The organism is Pseudomonas sp. GM74, from assembly GCF_000282455.1.
In the GTDB taxonomy this organism is placed as follows: Bacteria; Pseudomonadota; Gammaproteobacteria; order Pseudomonadales; family Pseudomonadaceae; genus Aquipseudomonas.
In genome coordinates this window covers 1-16,652 of record NZ_AKJG01000055.1, presented here as the reverse complement: position 1 = coordinate 16,652, position 16,652 = coordinate 1, and the positions used below count along the sequence as shown (strand labels likewise).

The window sequence follows — 16,652 nt, the reverse complement described above, 5'->3', positions numbered from 1 at the left end:
AGCCATAACAATAAAAAAGGAGAACGCCATGAGCGTACATTTAGGACGGTTGCTGGCACAGCGCGCCGACTTGACGCCAGTCCGAGAAGCACTGGTTTCACCCGCGGGAAGATGGACCTTCGCCCAGCTCGACGCACGCTGTAATCGCCTGGCCAATTACCTGGTTGCACAGGGCGTAGCCGAAGACGATCGCGTAGCGGTCTATTCAAAGAACAGCGAATTTCTCGCCTGCGCGCTGTTTGCCGTAGCGAAGGCCGGCGCCACATTGGTGGTACTCAACTGGCGCCTTCAGGCGTCCGAGCTGAGCCATATCCTGGCCGACAGCGAACCGGCAGCGCTGCTGTTCGAGGACGTGTTCGCGTCCACCGTCTGCCAATTGGTAGCTGACCGTCCAGGTCTGATCCTGATCAACAAGGGTACCGAACAAGCGCCAGGCTCCTACGAGCGCATCACTGCCGATACCGGCCTGGACGCGCCGCTGTTGCTGGGCCGCGGCGGCGATGCTCCGGCAGTGATCATGTACACCTCGGGCACTACCGGAAAACCCAAGGGTGCGCTGCTCTCCCACGCAGCGTTGATCTGGACCGCGCAAAGCAACAGCGCCACGCTGGAATGGAATCAGGACCACCGTTTTCTACTGATCGCCCCGATGTTCCATATCGGCGGTCTTTCACCCATGCTGACCAACGTGTTCAAAGGTTGCACCACGGTGCTGCTGCCTGACTTCGACCCGACACAGGTCTGGGAGGTGATCGCCCGCGAGCGCATCACCAGCTTGATGACTGTGCCGGTGATGCTTCAGGCATTGTTGGCCCTGGCAAAAAAACAGGAAGTTGATAGCAGCAGCCTGGTTTCCGTGACCTGCGGCGCCTCGGCAGTTCCCTACAGGCTGATCGAAGACTGTCTGGCCATCGGCGTGAAGGTGCAGCAGGTGTACGGCATTACCGAGTTTTGTGGCGCGGTGACCTTTTGGACCCAGGAAATGGGCCTCGCCCATGCCCACTCCCACGGCAAGGTGCTGATGTTTGGTGAGGTCAGAATCGTCGATCCGTCCAGCCTGGAGCCACTAGCTCCCGGCCTGGACGGCGAAGTCTGGTGTCGTGGGCCGATGATGTTTTCCGGCTACTGGCGTAATCCGCAAGCCTCCCAGGCAGCTATTCACCAAGGTTGGTACAGAACCGGTGACATCGGCCGTATCGACGAGCATGGATTTCTCCACGTGGTGGATCGCCTGAAGGACATGATCATCAGCGGTGGCGAGAACATCTACCCGGCAGAACTGGAGGCGGTTATTGCCTCGTTGCCAGGTGTCGCCGAGGTCGCCGTCGTCGGCCACCCTGATGAGCGATGGGGCGAGGTGCCAGTAGCCTTCGTCGTTGCCGCGTCGCCAGGCGCTACCAGTGAGGCCGCGATCATCGAGGCATGCCGCCTGCGTCTGGCTGGTTTCAAGTGCGTGAAGTCGGTGCAGATGATTGACACCTTGCCCCGCAGTTCGGTGGGTAAGGTTCTGAAGCGACAGCTGCTTGCATAAGCCCGAGCAAGTGCCGCTGAACATCAACGGCACTTGCGTACGCGGCAATCACGTTGGCGACGCTTGGCTTACCGATCAACGAAAACGTTCACCGAGCCGCTTGTGCGATATCCCCGCAAAAAAGATCGACGCTGCCATCCTCAGGTGTCGTGCGCACGACAACGGAATATTTACCGGACAACAGATCCGACACAGAGACCGGGGCAACGCGCTCAAACGTCCAACCTGCTTGAGCAGTACGCTGAGTGGTAATCCTGTCATTCATCTCGTAAACAACCGGGCCTGGCTGTTGGCAGTTGCCTCTGTTGACGAACGTGTAAATGCGCAACGGCATGGTGGTACCTGTCGGGACGCCAGAGATGTAGAAGTTGAAATTGCTTTCGTTGTCCACGGCAGTCAGCGTCGTATTGGCGATCTGGCCGGCATTCTGCTGGGTGGCTTTCAGGGGAAGTGTCACCGACTGGGTGGATGAACGGGTGCAGCCCGAGAGACTTACTGTGACCAGTAGCACTGTCAGTGGGATGGTGTAATTCATTGACAACCTCGATCGGTTGAAGAAGTGCCGGGTGGAATATTGTGTATAGCTGATTAGCTCATGTTGCACCTTTCGCGAATGTACTTCTCAGACATGCCCCACCCCGTGCCGCTCCTGCATTGAGCAATGTCTCGATCCGAGTGCAGAAACAGCAACTATTCCCAAACCCACTACACTGGATTCCCAACTAACTGCTGTAGTCCTTTCCAGAGTGAGCAGCCGTGTAACCGCCAATGATTAATCCATCCACCGTAGGTGAACTTCATGAATCTCATGATTCTGGTGCAGCGTACCTGGAACTCCGCAGTCACTAGGACGCGCCTTTGCTCGCACGTTGAATGCCGCTATGGCGCGCCCCTCGCCGTACTCGGGCTGAGCCTGATCGCTTCGACGGCGGTGTTCGCGGCTGACCCTTTGGCATCCTGGAATGACGGGCCGGCCAAGCAAGCCATCGTGGAGTTCGTCAAGGCGACCACCCAGGAAGGGGGTAGCCAGTTCGTTTCGCCAGCCGAACGCATCGCGACCTTCGACCAGGACGGCACGCTATGGGTCGAGCATCCTGCGTATAGCCAACTGTTTTATTGCCTGAGCCGCGTTCCTGCGGTGGTCAAGGCGAAACCGGAGTTGGCCAGCGCCGAACCCTTCAAGACGGTACTGTCGGGCGACCGCGCCGCCATGGCAAAACTGACCCTCGATGACTACCTGAAAATCGCCATGGTGACCCTCAGCGGCATGCCTACGGATGAGTTCAAGCAGCAAGTTCGTGCCTGGCTGGCCGAAGCCCGCGACCCTCGCTGGAAGCGTCCTTTCACCGAACTGACGTATCAGCCAATGAAAGAAGTCATGCAGTACCTGCGTGACAATGGCTACAAGACCTACATTGTCACCGGGGGTGGTCAGGACTTCGTTCGCGCCTATTCCGAGGAGATCTATGGCGTGCCTGCGGAACAAGTCGTCGGGAGTGCTGGCGCAACCGAGTATGTCTACGACAAGAACGGTAAACCGCAGTTGATCAAACAACCCAAAGTAGTGCTCAACGACAACGATGCCGGCAAGCCAGAGAACATTTACCTGATGACGGGCCGTCAGCCAAACGCGGCCTTTGGCAACTCCACCGGTGACAAGCAGATGCTGGAGTACACCAAGGCCGGCCAAGGCGCGCGACTGGTGATGCTGGTGCTGCACGACGACGCCGAGCGCGAATACGCCTATGGCCCGGCTCAAGCATTGCCGGAGACCAAGGTAGGCACCTTCACGCAACCCCTTTATGACCAGGCAAAGCGAGATGGCTGGACGGTCATCAGCATGAAAAAGGATTGGAAGAAGGTATTTGCATTCGAGTGAAACACAGCTGCCGGTGAATTTAACGTATGAGCAAATACCCCGCTGAGCTGTAAAAGCCGCACTAGACTCCTTCGTGCGCCTTACTCCTTACTGGGTCATGCAACAACAGAAATCGTGGTCTGTATGCAGTACTTGGGCTAATTGCTAGGTGGTCAAAGCACGTGGGTCAATGCAGTTGTGCACTCATCACCGGCCAACATTATGAAACAACGAGGTTGCTGCCATGGATAAGCTATCGGATCGTTTCAAGTTGTCTGTCGTGTTTGCTGCACTGTTGTCATTGAACGGGCTTGCCCACGCCGCTCAAACAGAAAAAACCAATATCCTGTTCATCGTTTCCGATGACACTGGCTACGGCGATCTGGGGCCGTACGGCGGTGGGATCGGGCGCGGCATGCCAACGCCCAAGATCGATGAATTGGCGGCAGAAGGTGTCACTTTCTACTCCTTCTATGCACAGCCGAGCTGTACGCCTGGCCGGGCGGCCATGCAAACCGGGCGCATCCCCAATCGCAGCGGTATGACCACCGTGGCGTTTCAAGGCCAGGGCGGTGGTTTGCCAGCCGCCGAATGGACGCTGGCATCCGTGTTGAAGACCGGCGGCTATGACACCTACTTCACCGGCAAATGGCATTTGGGCGAAGCCGACTATGCGCTGCCCAATGCCCAGGGTTATGACGTGATGAAGTACGTCGGCCTGTATCACCTCAATGCCTATACCTACGCGGACCCAACGTGGTTCCCCGACATGGATCCGGAAACCCGCGCGATGTTCCAGAAGGTGACCAAAGGCGCGTTGTCCGGCAAGGCCGGCGAAAAACCGGTTGAAGAGTTCAAGGTCAATGGCCAGTACGTGGACACGCCCGTCGTGGATGGTAAACCCGGCGTGGTCGGCATTCCGTTCTTTGATAACTATGTCGAAAAAGCTGCCCTTGAGTTTCTCGACACGGCGGCCAAATCCGACAAGCCGTTTTTCATCAACGTCAACTTCATGAAAGTCCACCAGCCGAATATGCCGGCTCCGGAGTTCATTCATAAGTCCATGTCCAAATCCAAATACGCCGACTCCATCGTCGAACTCGATACCCACATCGGCCGCATCATGGACAAGCTCAAGGCGCTGGGGCTGGATAAGAACACGTTGGTGGTTTACACCACTGACAACGGGGCCTGGCAGGACGTTTATCCGGACGCCGGCTATACCCCGTTCCGCGGCACCAAGGGCACGGTGCGTGAGGGCGGTAACCGGGTACCGGCCATTGCCGTCTGGCCAGACAAGATCAAGCCGGACACGAAAAACCACGAGATTCTCGGTGGCCTGGACTTGATGGCAACGTTCGCCTCTGTGGCTGGCGTGAAGCTGCCCGAGAAAGACCGTGAAGGTCAGCCGATCATCTTCGACAGCTACGATATGACGCCAGTACTCACCGGTAGCGCCCCTTCACCGCGCAAGGAGTGGTTCTACTTTACCGAGAATGAATTGTCCCCGGGTGCGGCCCGTGTAGGGAACTACAAAGCTGTATTCAACCTGCGGGGCGATGATGGCGCCCAGACGGGCGGCCTCGCCGTAGACTCAAACCTGGGATGGAAAGGCGCACAAAAATATGTGGCCACCGTGCCGCAGGTCTTTGACTTGTGGCAAGACCCGCAAGAGCGCTATGACCTTTTCATGAACAACTTTACCGAGCGCACCTGGACAATGGTGCCGATCTCGGCAGCGATCATGAAACTGATGAAAACCTACGTCGATTACCCGCCTCGCAAACTGCAAAGCATGGGCTATGACGGACCGATGGAGCTGTCGCAGTACCAGAAATTCCAATATGTGCGTGATGCCCTGAAGAAGGAAGGCATCAACCTGTCGTTGCCAAACGGTAACTGATCAATTCAGCTGAAAAATGGCGGCCTCAGCAGAGGTCGCCACGGTTCGAGCCGCAGCGGCCAACGCTCCAGCTTTCGTGGACCACGGCGGCCTCGCTTGCACCGAGTCCGGCTGGCCCCGCCGGTTCCCCGTCTAACGCGCCTTACCATCTCGCCCGGCAGTCGTTGCCGGGCGGGCGATCATCGCACCTGTTGCCGGGTGGACAATTGCCTGGGCAGGAACACCTCGGCCAGCATGCAGCGCGCGCTGCCGCCACCGATGCGCTCGATGGTGTCGATGTTCACCGGCAACGGCGTGGTGTGAGTTTCGATCAAGCGACGCTGATCGGCGTCCAGTGATTGCCAGGCGGTGCGCGACATCACCAGCAGCGGCTCGCCCGCGGCGCTGTGCACCTCCAGCATGTTGCCGGCGAAAGACTCCAATTGCGCCCAATCCAGAGTGATCACCTGCTTGCCGCTGTCTTCCAGGCGCGTACGCAATGCCTGGCGTTCGTTGGGATCAGCAACCGATGACAGGCACACCACGGCCAGGTGCGTGCCCACGCTCATCATCACATTGGTGTGATAAATCGCCACGCCTTGACGATCCACCGCGTTGAACGCGCACAGTTCGTAGCCCAATTGGGTGACCAACTGATCCAGTGCCCGGGCGTGGGTGCGTGTGGAATACCCTGCGTAGCAGATCCGCTGTTGCCGATCCAGGACCATGCTGCCGGTGCCTTCCAGGAAAACCTCCTGCTCTTCAAGGCTGGACAGATCCAGCACCTGTTCGACCCGGTATTCGCCCAGCAACCCGTCGAGTACACCCTTGTCCCGCTCCAGACGTCGATTGTGGCCCTGCATCGGATACAGCACCAGGGTGCCATCCGGGTGGCTGCTCCACCAGTTGTTGGGGAAGATCGAATCCGGGGTATGCGGTGCTTCGCGATCGTTATGCACCAGGACTTCGACGCCGTGCCGACGCAACACGTCGACATAGCCATCGAACTCGGCAAGAGCTTTGAGTTGTACGTCTTCAGCGACTGTTGCCGGACGCTGGAAGCGGTTGTTCGCCGCCGTGTCCTGATTGAAGGAGAAACGTGTCGGACGAATCATTAAAACCGTATTGGTGGTTTGCATGGGCACAGACTCAATGAGGGGCGAGAGAGGCTCATTGTCTGTTTCAAAGAGGGAAAAACCCGGTTGATAACGGCTTTTTCGGTGATCAAAACGGCTGAAGATACTGACCCCTTCAGCCGATTCGGTGAACAACACAAATCAAATGTGGAAGCGGGCTCGCTCGCGAAAGCGGTGTGTCAGTCGACATTGATGTTGAATGACACACCGCTTTCGTCGGAACGCCGCCCGGAGCAAGCCTGCTCCCACAGGTTGTACTTAGTTCGGTACCTATTCCATGGTGGTCTTGACCATCGCCAGTTCCGGGTGGCTGACCAGTTTGTCGATGTGCAAATCCGGGTCGTCAAACCAGACTTCGGTCAACACCCGGTAATGTTCCATGTCACGGCAGCGCATGCGCAGGCTGTAGTCGAACGCGCCACTGATCAGGCGACATTCCAGCACCTGTGGGCAGGCGCGGACTTTGGCTTCGAAGGCCTTTTGCGCCGCGCGTCCGCTCTGGTTCGACAACGCCACCAGCACCAGCAGCGACAAGCCCGGCGTCAGTTTCTTCTCATCGAGAATCGCACCATAGCCGCGAATGACCCCAAGCTGTTCCAGTTTGCGCACTCGTTCCAGGCAAGGCCTGGGGGTCAGGTGCACGCGCTCGGACAGCTTTTGATAAGTGATGCGCCCTTCGTGGCGCAACACTTCAATGATTGCCTGATCGATACGATCAAGCACGATCGACAGATCGCGGATATCCGCCATGTACGCCTTGCCTCACTTCAAACGACCCGATAGAAATTGCTGCAAACGTTCACTGTTTGGCCGGTCGAGTATCGTAGCATCACCCTGCTCCTCGACCCGCCCCTGATGCAAGAACAGCACCTGGCTTGAGACCTGCCGGGCAAAGCCCATTTCGTGGGTCACCATCAACATGGTTCGGCCCTCTTCGGCCAGTGCCTGAATCACCTTCAGTACTTCACCCACCAGTTCCGGATCGAGCGCCGAGGTTGGCTCGTCGAACAACAGGATTTCCGGTTCCACCGCCAGGGCCCGGGCAATCGCCACCCGTTGTTGCTGCCCGCCCGACAGAAACGCCGGGTACTGATCGGCCACCCGTTGCGGCAAGCCGACTTTGTCCAGATACGCCCGTGCGCTCTCCTCCGCTGCCTTGCGACTCATGCCCAGGACGCGACACGGCGCCAGCACGATGTTCTCCAGCACGGTCAGGTGACTCCACAGGTTGAAATGCTGGAACACCATCGCCAGTCGCGTGCGCAAGCGCTGCAACTGCTTCGGGTTGGCGACACGCATGCCACCGACACCCTGGCGGGTGAGGACTCGCTCGCCATCCAGAGCAATGGCGCCTTCGTCCGCCCGCTCCAGAAAGTTGATGCAGCGCAGCATGGTGCTTTTACCCGAACCGCTGGCGCCGATCATGCTCACCACGTCCCCTGCCCGCGCGTTTAACGAGACGCCCTTGAGTACTTCGTTGTCACCAAAACGTTTATACAGATTTTCAACGGTGAGTTTGTACATGCGAATACTCCTGGAGCGGCACACCTGTCGGCGCCGCTCTGGATAAAGAATGGAAGTCAGTGGGTCGGACCGAGGAAGCTCAACCAGCGTTTCTCAGCCAGGCGGAACGCACCGACCAGCCCGAACGACAGCACGAGGTACAGCAGACCGGCAATACCGAAAGCCTGAAAGGTCATGAATGTCGCGGCGTTGGCGTCCCTGGCAATTTTCAGGATGTCCGGAATCGTTGCGGTGAACGCCACCGAAGTCGCGTGCAACATCAGGATCACTTCGTTGCTGTAGTACGGCAGCGCACGGCGCAGCGCCGAAGGCAGGATCAGTTGCAGATACAGGCGCCAGCCACTGAGGCCATAGGCATGTGCCGCTTCGATTTCACCGTAGGGAATGCTGCGGATCGCTCCGGCAAAGATTTCCACGGTGTAGGCGCAGGTGTTGAGGGTGAACGCCAGCAAGGTGCAATTCATGGCATCGCGGAAAAACGCTTCGAGCAATGGCTGCGAACGGACCACTGCAATGCCGTAGATCCCGCTATAGCAAATCAGCAACTGGATATACAACGGCGTGCCGCGAAAAATGTAGGTAAACAGCTGAACCGGCCAACGCAAAACGCCCCAGCGCGAGACGCGCAAGATCGCCAGGGGCAACGACAGGAAAAAGCCCATGGCAATACTCGCCACCAGCAACCACAGGGTCATTGCCAGCCCGGTGAGGGTCTCGCCATCGCTGAACAAAAAGGGTTTCCAGTATTCGGCAATCAACTCGATCATCGCGCCATCCCCCGTACACCCTGGTTGTAGCGCCGTTCCAGCACGCGCAAGACATAGTTCGAAGCGCTGGTGATCAGCAGGTAAAGCGCTGCGGCCAACAGCAGAAAATCAAGCATATTGAACGTGCTTTTGCCGGCCTCCTGCGCGACTTTGACCAGGTCCGACAAACCGATGATCGATACCAGCGCCGTGGCCTTGAGCAGCACCAGCCAGTTGTTGCCAAGGCTTGGCAGGGCGAAACGCATCATTTGCGGGAACACCACGAAACGAAAGCGCTGCCAACGGTTCAGGCCGAAACACGCCGCGGCTTCCTGTTGACCGCGTGGCACACTGAGAATCGCCCCGCGAAAGGTCTCGGTGAAATACGCACCATAGATAAAACCCAGGGTGATGATGCCGGCCACGAATGGGTCGATTTCCATGTAGGGCCAGCCCATGGACTCGGTCAGGGCGCTGAGCCAGCCTTGCAGACTGTAGAAAATCAGCAGCATCAACACCAGGTCGGGCACGCCACGGATCAGCGTCGTGTAAAAGGTCGCCGGCAGATTCAACAGCTTCATCGGCGACAGCTTGGCCGCCGCGCCGAGCAGCCCCAGCGCCATGCTCACCACAAGCGCGAGCGCCGACAGTTTGAGAGTGACCCAGGTGCCATGCAGCAACAAAGGGCCATAGCCTTGCAGGGCCGAAAGATCGAGCCCCGGAATATTCAGGAAGGAGTTCACGCCAGTCACCTGTCTTGATGCGGCCCGGTCGCTGCAACACAGCGACCGGAGCGCGAGGATCAGTTGTTGTAGAGGTCCAGGTCACCGAAGTGTTTCTGCTGGATCTGCGCGTAGATGCCCTTGTCGTGCAGGGCCTTGATGGCGGCATTGAGCATGCCTTTGAGCTCATCGTTGTCCTTGCGCACACCAATGGCGATTTCTGAAGGCACCAACGGGTCGCTGATGCCTTCACTGTTGTGGAAGTCCGCCCCTTGTGGCGAGGTCAGGAAACTCATCTGCGCTTGCAGCTTGTCCTGGATCGACGCATCGAGACGGCCAAATACCAGGTCGGCATAGACCTGATCCTGATTCTGGTAGGCCCGCAGTTTCACCCCGCCCGGCGCCAGTTTGGCCTTGGCGTAGGTTTCCTGAATCGTGCCCTGCATGTAACCGATGGTTTTGCCGCGCAGCGACTCGGCGGTAGGCAGCAGTCCGGAGTCTTTTCGGGTAACGATGGCGGTCGGTCCGGCGTACAGGCGATCGGTAAAGTCGATCTGTTTTTTACGCGCGTCGGTAACGGTCATCGAAGATTCGATGGCATCGAACTTGCCGGCCTTGAGCCCCGGAATCAGCCCGTCGAAATCATTGCTGACCCACACGCAGGTCAGCTTCAGTTCGGCACATATTGCATTGCCCAGATCCACGCCGAAGCCCTGAACCCCGCCATCGGCCGTGGTGGATTCAAAGGGTGGGTAGCTTGGGTTGACGCCAAATCGCAGCTCCTTCCATTCCTTGGCACTGGCGCCCGTGGTGCAGCAAAGCAATGCGAGTGCCGGCAAAGTCAGCCATTTGATGTTCATGTTCTTGAGTCCCGGATTATTTGGATTTATCGCGATCCGGCGCCTGCGTCGGACCACACTTTTTGACAGGGGCAGAGAGTCGATGCGGCCTTCACCGCAGCCGTTTTTGTTGTTGTTATCGACTGGAAGCAGCCAGTCGTCGGAGTTGCACTCCATCTCAAGCGGCGATCAACAAACGCTTGAAACGGACCGCCAGAATGCCAATTGCCGGGAGGTTGCGGGTGTCGTAACCCCATGTTCAAACAGCGTGCCTGTGCTGAACGAATGGGTTTCACAGCCGATTCTGTCGTCTGCCGTAAGTCACTGTTTCTCCACTTGAAGAGAGCGGCACAGGAAGTGTGATTGTCTTTTGGACTTCGACTTCATCTGCATAACGATGCGTCGTGAAGCACATCGCGCTTGAGCCGCGCGAGCGAGGTGCGAGTGATAAGTGTCACTCGACCGATTCCGCTGTGCGCCCTCTGTTTTTCGACTTCTCTCGCTGCGCCCAGGGACAGTATTGGCCGAAATCTTCTCGCCATTGCCTCGACAATAGGTCCGTTGCAAACACATGGACCGCCTCCTGAGTCTCAGCCGCCAAAGCGAAAGGTCGTCCAGACCGGCACACAAAAAAAACGCCCAAAGGAACCCATTATGACCCGTTACATTGACGTCAATGATCTGAGCCGTCTCGTCCTGGAAAAAGGCTTACCCAGTTGCCTGATCGAAATGGCCGAGTACATCCGTCAAGACTACGTACGCTGGCCGGATTTCGAAAAATGCGCGCGTCTGGCGAACCACTCGTCGGAGGGTGTCATCGAGCTGATGCCCGTGTCTGATGCCTCGCTCTACGCCTTCAAGTATGTCAATGGACATCCAAAGAACACCCACAATGGCATGCTGACGGTCATGGCGTTTGGTGCACTGGGAGACGTCGATACCGGCAAGCCTGTTTTACTGAGTGAAATGACGCTGACGACCGCCATTCGCACCGCTGCCACCTCTGCGCTCGCGGCCCGCTACCTCGCCCGACCGGACAGTCGCCGAATGGCACTCATCGGCAACGGCTCACAGAGCGAATTCCAGGCCCTGGCATTCCATACTTTGCTCGGCATTACTGAAATCAGTCTCTACGACATCGATCCAGCGGCAACGGCGAAGCTGGTAGCCAACCTGCGGGCCTACCCAGCCTTACAGGTGACCGTTGCCAATAGCGTCGCGCAAGCGGTACGTGGTGCCGATATCGTGACCACGGTCACGGCCGACAAGGCTTACGCAACCATTTTAACGCCTGAGATGATCGAGCCCGGGATGCACCTCAACGCAGTGGGCGGCGACTGTCCCGGCAAGACCGAACTGCACCGGGATATCGTGGAACGTGCGCGGGTCATGGTTGAGTACGAACCGCAAAGCCGCATTGAAGGCGAAATTCAGCAGATGCCCGCCGACTCTCCGGTTATCGAATTCTGGAAAGTCATCACTGGTCAGACTCAAGGTCGCCAGCATGCCGAGGAAGTCACCTTGTTCGACTCGGTCGGCTTCGCCATCGAGGACTATTCCGCCTTGCGCTATGTGCTGGATGTTGCAAAAACGCTCAACATTGGCAGCGACATTCAGTTGGTGCCAGAGCTGCAGGATCCCAAGAACCTGTTCTCGCTGCTGCAGCCTTCAGTAACAGCCGATGCAAGGCTTCGTGCTTAATACCACTCGCACTTCAACGTGTTCACCTGGCGGCCTATTCGGCCGCCAGGTGAAACCCTGAACAATGGATCTGAAGCACCCGCTTCAAATGACGCACCTCAAACTGTTGCAGCCTGCGGCCATGCGTGATTATTTCCACGGTGCCTTTCTTGCACCACACCAGCTTTCGTTACGGCGCTGATAGTTCAGATCCGAAAACTGCCCACCAACTGTTTCAAGCGAGCCGCCTGCTGTTCCAGATCGGAACAGGCTCGCAGGGTTGCATGAAGGTTTTCCACGCCATCCTGATTCAGGGTGTTGATTTCTCTAATGTCCCTATTGATCGATTCGACTACGGCGGTTTGTTCTTCCGTGGCCGTGGCAACCGATTGGTTCATGCCATCGATCTCTCCGATTCGCAGGGTCACACTACTCAAGCGCTCGCCGGCCAGGTTGGCGATCTCCACGCTTTCCAGGCTGTGACGCTGACTCTGACTCATGGTGCTGACCGACTCGCGGGCGCCGACTTGCAGCTCTTCGATCATCGTCTGTACCTGTTGCGCCGATTCCTGGGTGCGATGGGCCAGGTTGCGCACTTCATCGGCAACCACCGCAAAACCGCGCCCTGCCTCACCGGCACGGGCAGCTTCAATGGCAGCGTTGAGCGCCAGCAGGTTGGTTTGCTGGGAGATGCTGGTGATCACCTCCAGGATCTGCCCGATGTTCACTGTTTTACTGTTGAGGCTCTCGATATTATCGCTTGAGGTGCCGAGCATCCCGGATAACGTGTTCATTGCCTGGATGGTTCTTTCAACGACCTGTTGACCCTCTTCGGCCAGGCCACGGGCATCGCTGGCTTGGTGCGAGGCTTGGGCGGCGTTGCAGGCAATTTCCTCGGCGGCGGCACCGAGCTGGTTGATGGCGGCCGCCACGCTGTTACTCCGACTGGACTGCTCGTCAGAGTTGAGCATCGACGAATTGGAAGCGCTGACCACCCGCTGGGCCACTTCGTTGACCTGTTCTGTGGCCGAGGACACCTCGCGGATCGAACCATGAACCCGTTCGACAAAGCGGTTGAACGCCGTGCCGAGCATGCCGAATTCGTCTTGCGTGTGGATGCTCAGTCGTTTGGTCAGATCGCCCTCTCCTTCGGCAATGTCCTGCATCGCCCGGGTCATCACTTGCAATGGTTGCATCAGGAGCCGGATCAGCAGACTGAGTAACGCGACAATAATCAGCACGGCGAAGCCCGTAGCGATCAGGGCTGAAGTTCGAAACTCGCTGAGCATCGAATACGCCTTATCCTTGTCAATGGACAAACCGATGTACCAGTTCAGTGACGGCAAGCCTTTGATCGGTGCAAACGTGACGATGCGGGTTTTGCCATCAACGCGAACTTCACTGATATCTCCACTGATGCGCGGGGTATTTTGCGGATAGACATCTGTGAGCGTCTTCATCACCAGCGTTTTGTCCGGGTGGACCAGAATCTTGCCGTCGGCGCTGACAAGAAAGGCATAACCCATGCCGTTGAAATCCAGGGCATTGATACTGTCGGCAATGGCCTGCAGGCCCAGGTCACCGCCAGCGACGCCCTGAGTCTGCCCGGCCTTGCTGATCGCGTTGACGACGGTGATCACCAGGTTGCCGGTCGTGGCATCGATGTAAGGCTCGGTGACGGTCGGGCCGCTGCTGTTGATCGCATCCTTGTACCAGGGGCGAGCACGAGGGTCGTAGCCTTCCGGCATCCTGGCGTCTGGATAGGTGATGAACTTACCGTCTTTATCTCCCACGTAGGTGGCGATAAAGGTCGACGCCAGGGCTTGTTGCTTCAGCAGAAGCGTAATGTTTTCCGCAGACGGATTGATCGCCACCGACTGTGAAAGGTTCTCCATCAACAACACCCTGCCGTAAAGCCAGTTGGCAATATTGCTCGCGGTGATCCCACCCATTTGGTGCAGATAACTGTCCAGGTCCTTACGAATAGCGTTGCGCTGCAGATAGTCGTTGTAGACCGTGAATAACCCGAATGCGGCAATGACAATCAGAGAGGCGGCCAGCAGGATCTTGTGGCTGAACTTCAGGCTATTACTCATGGTTGATCTGCAGTCCGGGTCAACAGCGCGAGCTTCTTTTGCTTTGGCAAATGCACTTCGGCCAGCATACAGCGGGCGCTGCCGCCGCCAATCAATTCGATCGTATCGATGTTCACCGGCAAGGGCTTGGCATGTTGCTCAATGAGTTGGCGCTGCTCAGTAGTCAATGAGCACCAGGCCGTGCGCGACATCACCAGGATGGGCTCGCCTTTTTGGTTGTGAACTTCCAGCATGTTTCCCGCAAACGACTCAAGCTGTTCCCAGGTCAGTGCCAGAATTTCCTTGCCACTGGCTCGCAGCTGAGTTTCAAGTTCGGCGCGCTCCTGAAGATTGCTGACAGTCTCCAGGCAGACCACTGCGAGTCCAGTCCCGACGCTCATCATCACGTTGGTGTGATAGATCGCAACGCCTTCGCGGTCAACGGCACTAAAGGCACATAAACGGTACCCGAGATTCTCGACAAACTTGCGCAGTGCATCGACATGAGTGCGAGCCGAATAACCTGCATAACAGATACGCTGAACGCGATCGAGCACCATACTGCCGGTGCCCTCCAGGAAAAAATCCTGCTGCTCCAACTCGGTAAGGTCGAGCACGTGTTCAATCGAATAGTCCTGCAGTAACGCTTCCAGGACACCCTTGTCACGCTCCAGGCGACGGTTCTGTCCCTGCATCGGATACAGCACCAGCGAGCCATCGGCATGGCTGCTCCACCAGTTGTTAGGGAAAATCGAATCAGGTGTATGGGGGGACGAACTGTCCTGTGACACCAGCACTTCGACCCCTTGTTCGCGTAATGCCGCTACATAGCCATCAAACTCTTCGAGGGCCTGAGCTTGCGCCTGATCCGGCGGTAATGAGCACTTCTGAAAACGATTGTTCGCGGCGGTATCAACGTTAAAGGAAAAGCGCGAAGGTCGAATCATCAACACGGTATTAGTCGTTTGCATGGGAGCCTTTCAAGAAAAGGAAGTGAGTACGGTCATTCTCCTTCCTCCCCCGCCGCCGTCTCGGCTGTTATCCCATTGGCGCTCGACTCAGAATGTTGAAAGATTTACCTGCGCAGCCGATTCCGCTCACGCTCAAAATTGACGCTTAACACCGATACCCTTCAAACGAAAATCACTGAGCAAATGAAATAAACCCTCGGTCGTTTAATCAATTTTTACAGCGTCATCCGCTGTGCGAGCGGCAGAACACCACATAAACAAACGACGCCTTTGCATAAAAATTCCATGGCTGTTCGCTCAATGCCTGATGGACCTGGCTGATGCCAAATCCACGCCGGTATGGGGCCATTCCTCATCCACTATGGAAGACTCGATATGCCACGTTTCATGCTCAGTACGCTGACGCTCGCCCTGGCCTTGACGGCAATGATGCCGGTGGTCAATGCCGCCCCTTTACTCGATCCCACACCTGAACATTCTCGCGCCGACAATCAATCAGGCCAGGCCAATACCTGGCTGGAGATTGATCAGGCCGCCTTCGAAGGAAACATCACCAAACTTCAGCAACGGCTGGCGGGTAAAAGCCAGATGTGTGCCGTGATGAAAGCCGACGCTTATGGGAATGGCATTGGATTATTGATCCCTTCCGCCATCCGGATGGGCATCACCTGTATCGGCGTGGCGAGCAACGAGGAGGCGCGTGTTGCACGAGAAAAAGGCTTCAAGGGACGCCTGATGCGTTTGCGCAGCGCTACCGTTGAAGAAGTCGAGAATGCGCTGCGCTACAACATCGAAGAACTGATCGGCAACCTGGAGGTTGCACGTCAGCTCAATGAGCTGGCCACCCGCAAGGGTGTGAAGCTGCCGGTTCACCTGGCGCTGAATTCGGCGGGCATGAGCCGTAACGGTCTGGAAATGAGCACGGCTGAAGGAAAACAACAGGCGGTGGATCTGACCCGGCTGGATCATCTGAATATCGTCGGAATCATGACCCACTTCCCGGTCGAAGAACGGGAGGATGTCCTTCAGGGGCTGGCCAAATTCAAGGAGCAGTCCGGATGGCTGATTGAACACGCCAAACTGGACCGCAGCCGGATCACCCTGCACTGCGCCAATACCTTCACCACCCTTGAGGTGCCGGAAGGTTGGCTGGACATGGTTCGACCGGGGGCTGCGCTCTATGGCTACCCGGTGGGTGGCCATAATGAATTTCAACGGGTGATGCAGTTCAAATCGCGGGTCGCGGCGGTCAACGCCTACCCGGCGGGCAGTACGATCAGCTACGACCGCACCTTTACCCTGAGCAAAGACTCGCTGATTGCCAACATCCCGGCCGGCTACTCCGACGGTTATCGACGAGCATTCTCCAACAAGGCTTCAGTGCTGATTCACGGCCAACGCGCGCCGGTGATCGGCAAGGTCACCATGAACACCCTGATGGTTGACGTCAGTGGTATCAAGGGCGTGCAGGCGGGAGATGAGGTCGTGCTGTACGGCAAGCAAGGCGATGAAGAGATTACCCAGGCGGAGCTTGAGACCATCAACGGCGCGTTGTTGGCGGACCTGTACACGATCTGGGGCAACTCCAATCCGAAAGTCTTGAAGTCCAGATAAGAGAGAAAAAAGAAGGTGCGCGGGCTAATGCCAGTCAGTTAAACAATTTCAGCCGCGACACCCTTTGTAGCAGC

At 57.3% G+C, this 16,652-nt stretch carries 14 protein-coding genes and 1 pseudogene; 5 read left to right on the top strand and 10 right to left on the bottom strand.

All coding sequences use genetic code 11. The features are described from left to right. The first annotated feature begins 28 nt into the window (after window positions 1–28). Window positions 29–1,531 carry an o-succinylbenzoate--CoA ligase gene (gene menE / locus PMI34_RS14665; RefSeq protein ID WP_008049862.1) on the top strand — a complete coding sequence of 501 codons (1,503 nt, stop codon included), beginning with the start codon at window positions 29–31 and terminating at the stop codon, window positions 1,529–1,531. Between the two features lie 88 nt (window positions 1,532–1,619). On the opposite strand, the gene PMI34_RS14670 is transcribed toward menE, so the two are convergent. Then, on the bottom strand, window positions 1,620–2,066 hold the full coding sequence (locus PMI34_RS14670) for a hypothetical protein (RefSeq protein WP_008049861.1): 447 nt from the start codon (window positions 2,064–2,066) through the stop codon (window positions 1,620–1,622). 264 nt (window positions 2,067–2,330) lie between these two features. Here PMI34_RS14670 and PMI34_RS14675 point away from each other — a divergent pair, with 264 nt between their 5' ends. Both PMI34_RS14675 and PMI34_RS14680 read left to right on the top strand, forming a co-directional pair. Next, complete coding sequence (locus PMI34_RS14675; RefSeq protein WP_008049860.1) at window positions 2,331–3,410, top strand: HAD family hydrolase; 1,080 nt, start codon at window positions 2,331–2,333, stop codon at window positions 3,408–3,410. A gap of 223 nt (window positions 3,411–3,633) precedes the next feature. Then, the gene (locus PMI34_RS14680; RefSeq protein WP_008049859.1) at window positions 3,634–5,292 is read left to right on the top strand and encodes an arylsulfatase; all 1,659 of its coding nucleotides are present in this window, start codon (window positions 3,634–3,636) and stop codon (window positions 5,290–5,292) included. Between the two features lie 179 nt (window positions 5,293–5,471). Here PMI34_RS14680 and ctlX (PMI34_RS14685) read toward each other — a convergent pair whose 3' ends face one another. From ctlX (PMI34_RS14685) to PMI34_RS14710, 6 genes are all read right to left on the bottom strand, one after another. Then, window positions 5,472–6,410, bottom strand: coding sequence for a citrulline utilization hydrolase CtlX (ctlX, locus tag PMI34_RS14685; RefSeq protein ID WP_008049858.1), 939 nt, complete (start codon window positions 6,408–6,410; stop codon window positions 5,472–5,474). Window positions 6,411–6,677: 267 nt separating this feature from the next. After that, window positions 6,678–7,157 carry an Lrp/AsnC family transcriptional regulator gene (locus PMI34_RS14690; RefSeq protein WP_007974731.1) on the bottom strand — a complete coding sequence of 160 codons (480 nt, stop codon included), beginning with the start codon at window positions 7,155–7,157 and terminating at the stop codon, window positions 6,678–6,680. Window positions 7,158–7,169: 12 nt separating this feature from the next. After that, window positions 7,170–7,931: an ABC transporter ATP-binding protein gene (locus PMI34_RS14695; RefSeq protein WP_007986657.1), complete on the bottom strand. Its 762-nt coding sequence runs from the start codon at window positions 7,929–7,931 to the stop codon at window positions 7,170–7,172. 56 nt (window positions 7,932–7,987) lie between these two features. After that, entirely contained in the window at window positions 7,988–8,698 is a 711-nt protein-coding gene (locus PMI34_RS14700; protein ID WP_008049856.1) for an ABC transporter permease, read from the bottom strand. Beyond that, window positions 8,695–9,420 (bottom strand): ABC transporter permease, encoded by a 726-nt coding sequence (locus PMI34_RS14705; protein WP_008049855.1) that lies wholly within the window; start codon window positions 9,418–9,420, stop codon window positions 8,695–8,697. The genes PMI34_RS14700 and PMI34_RS14705 overlap by 4 nt, the downstream gene beginning before the upstream one ends. Window positions 9,421–9,479: 59 nt before the next feature. After that, window positions 9,480–10,259, bottom strand: coding sequence for a transporter substrate-binding domain-containing protein (locus PMI34_RS14710; protein ID WP_032829648.1), 780 nt, complete (start codon window positions 10,257–10,259; stop codon window positions 9,480–9,482). 633 nt (window positions 10,260–10,892) lie between these two features. On the opposite strand from PMI34_RS14710, the gene PMI34_RS14715 reads away from it, so the two are divergent. Next, window positions 10,893–11,939: an ornithine cyclodeaminase gene (locus PMI34_RS14715; protein WP_008049850.1), complete on the top strand. Its 1,047-nt coding sequence runs from the start codon at window positions 10,893–10,895 to the stop codon at window positions 11,937–11,939. Between the two features lie 185 nt (window positions 11,940–12,124). Here PMI34_RS14715 and PMI34_RS29750 read toward each other — a convergent pair whose 3' ends face one another. The 3 genes and pseudogenes from PMI34_RS29750 to ctlX (PMI34_RS14725) all read right to left on the bottom strand — a co-directional run bounded on the left by PMI34_RS29750 (window position 12,125) and on the right by ctlX (PMI34_RS14725) (window position 14,964). Then, a complete protein-coding gene (locus tag PMI34_RS29750; protein WP_443216126.1) occupies window positions 12,125–12,889 on the bottom strand; it encodes a methyl-accepting chemotaxis protein in 765 nt (254 codons plus the stop codon). Between the two features lie 93 nt (window positions 12,890–12,982). Beyond that, window positions 12,983–14,014: pseudogene (locus tag PMI34_RS29745) on the bottom strand (HAMP domain-containing protein); the annotation flags it as partial. Then, entirely contained in the window at window positions 14,011–14,964 is a 954-nt protein-coding gene (ctlX, locus tag PMI34_RS14725; protein WP_008049846.1) for a citrulline utilization hydrolase CtlX, read from the bottom strand. The gene ctlX (PMI34_RS14725) and the pseudogene PMI34_RS29745, both read right to left, overlap by 4 nt. 375 nt (window positions 14,965–15,339) lie before the next feature. Between ctlX (PMI34_RS14725) and alr the strand changes: the two genes are divergently transcribed. Further along, window positions 15,340–16,578: an alanine racemase gene (gene alr / locus PMI34_RS14730; RefSeq protein WP_008049845.1), complete on the top strand. Its 1,239-nt coding sequence runs from the start codon at window positions 15,340–15,342 to the stop codon at window positions 16,576–16,578. Window positions 16,579–16,652 lie beyond the last annotated feature (74 nt).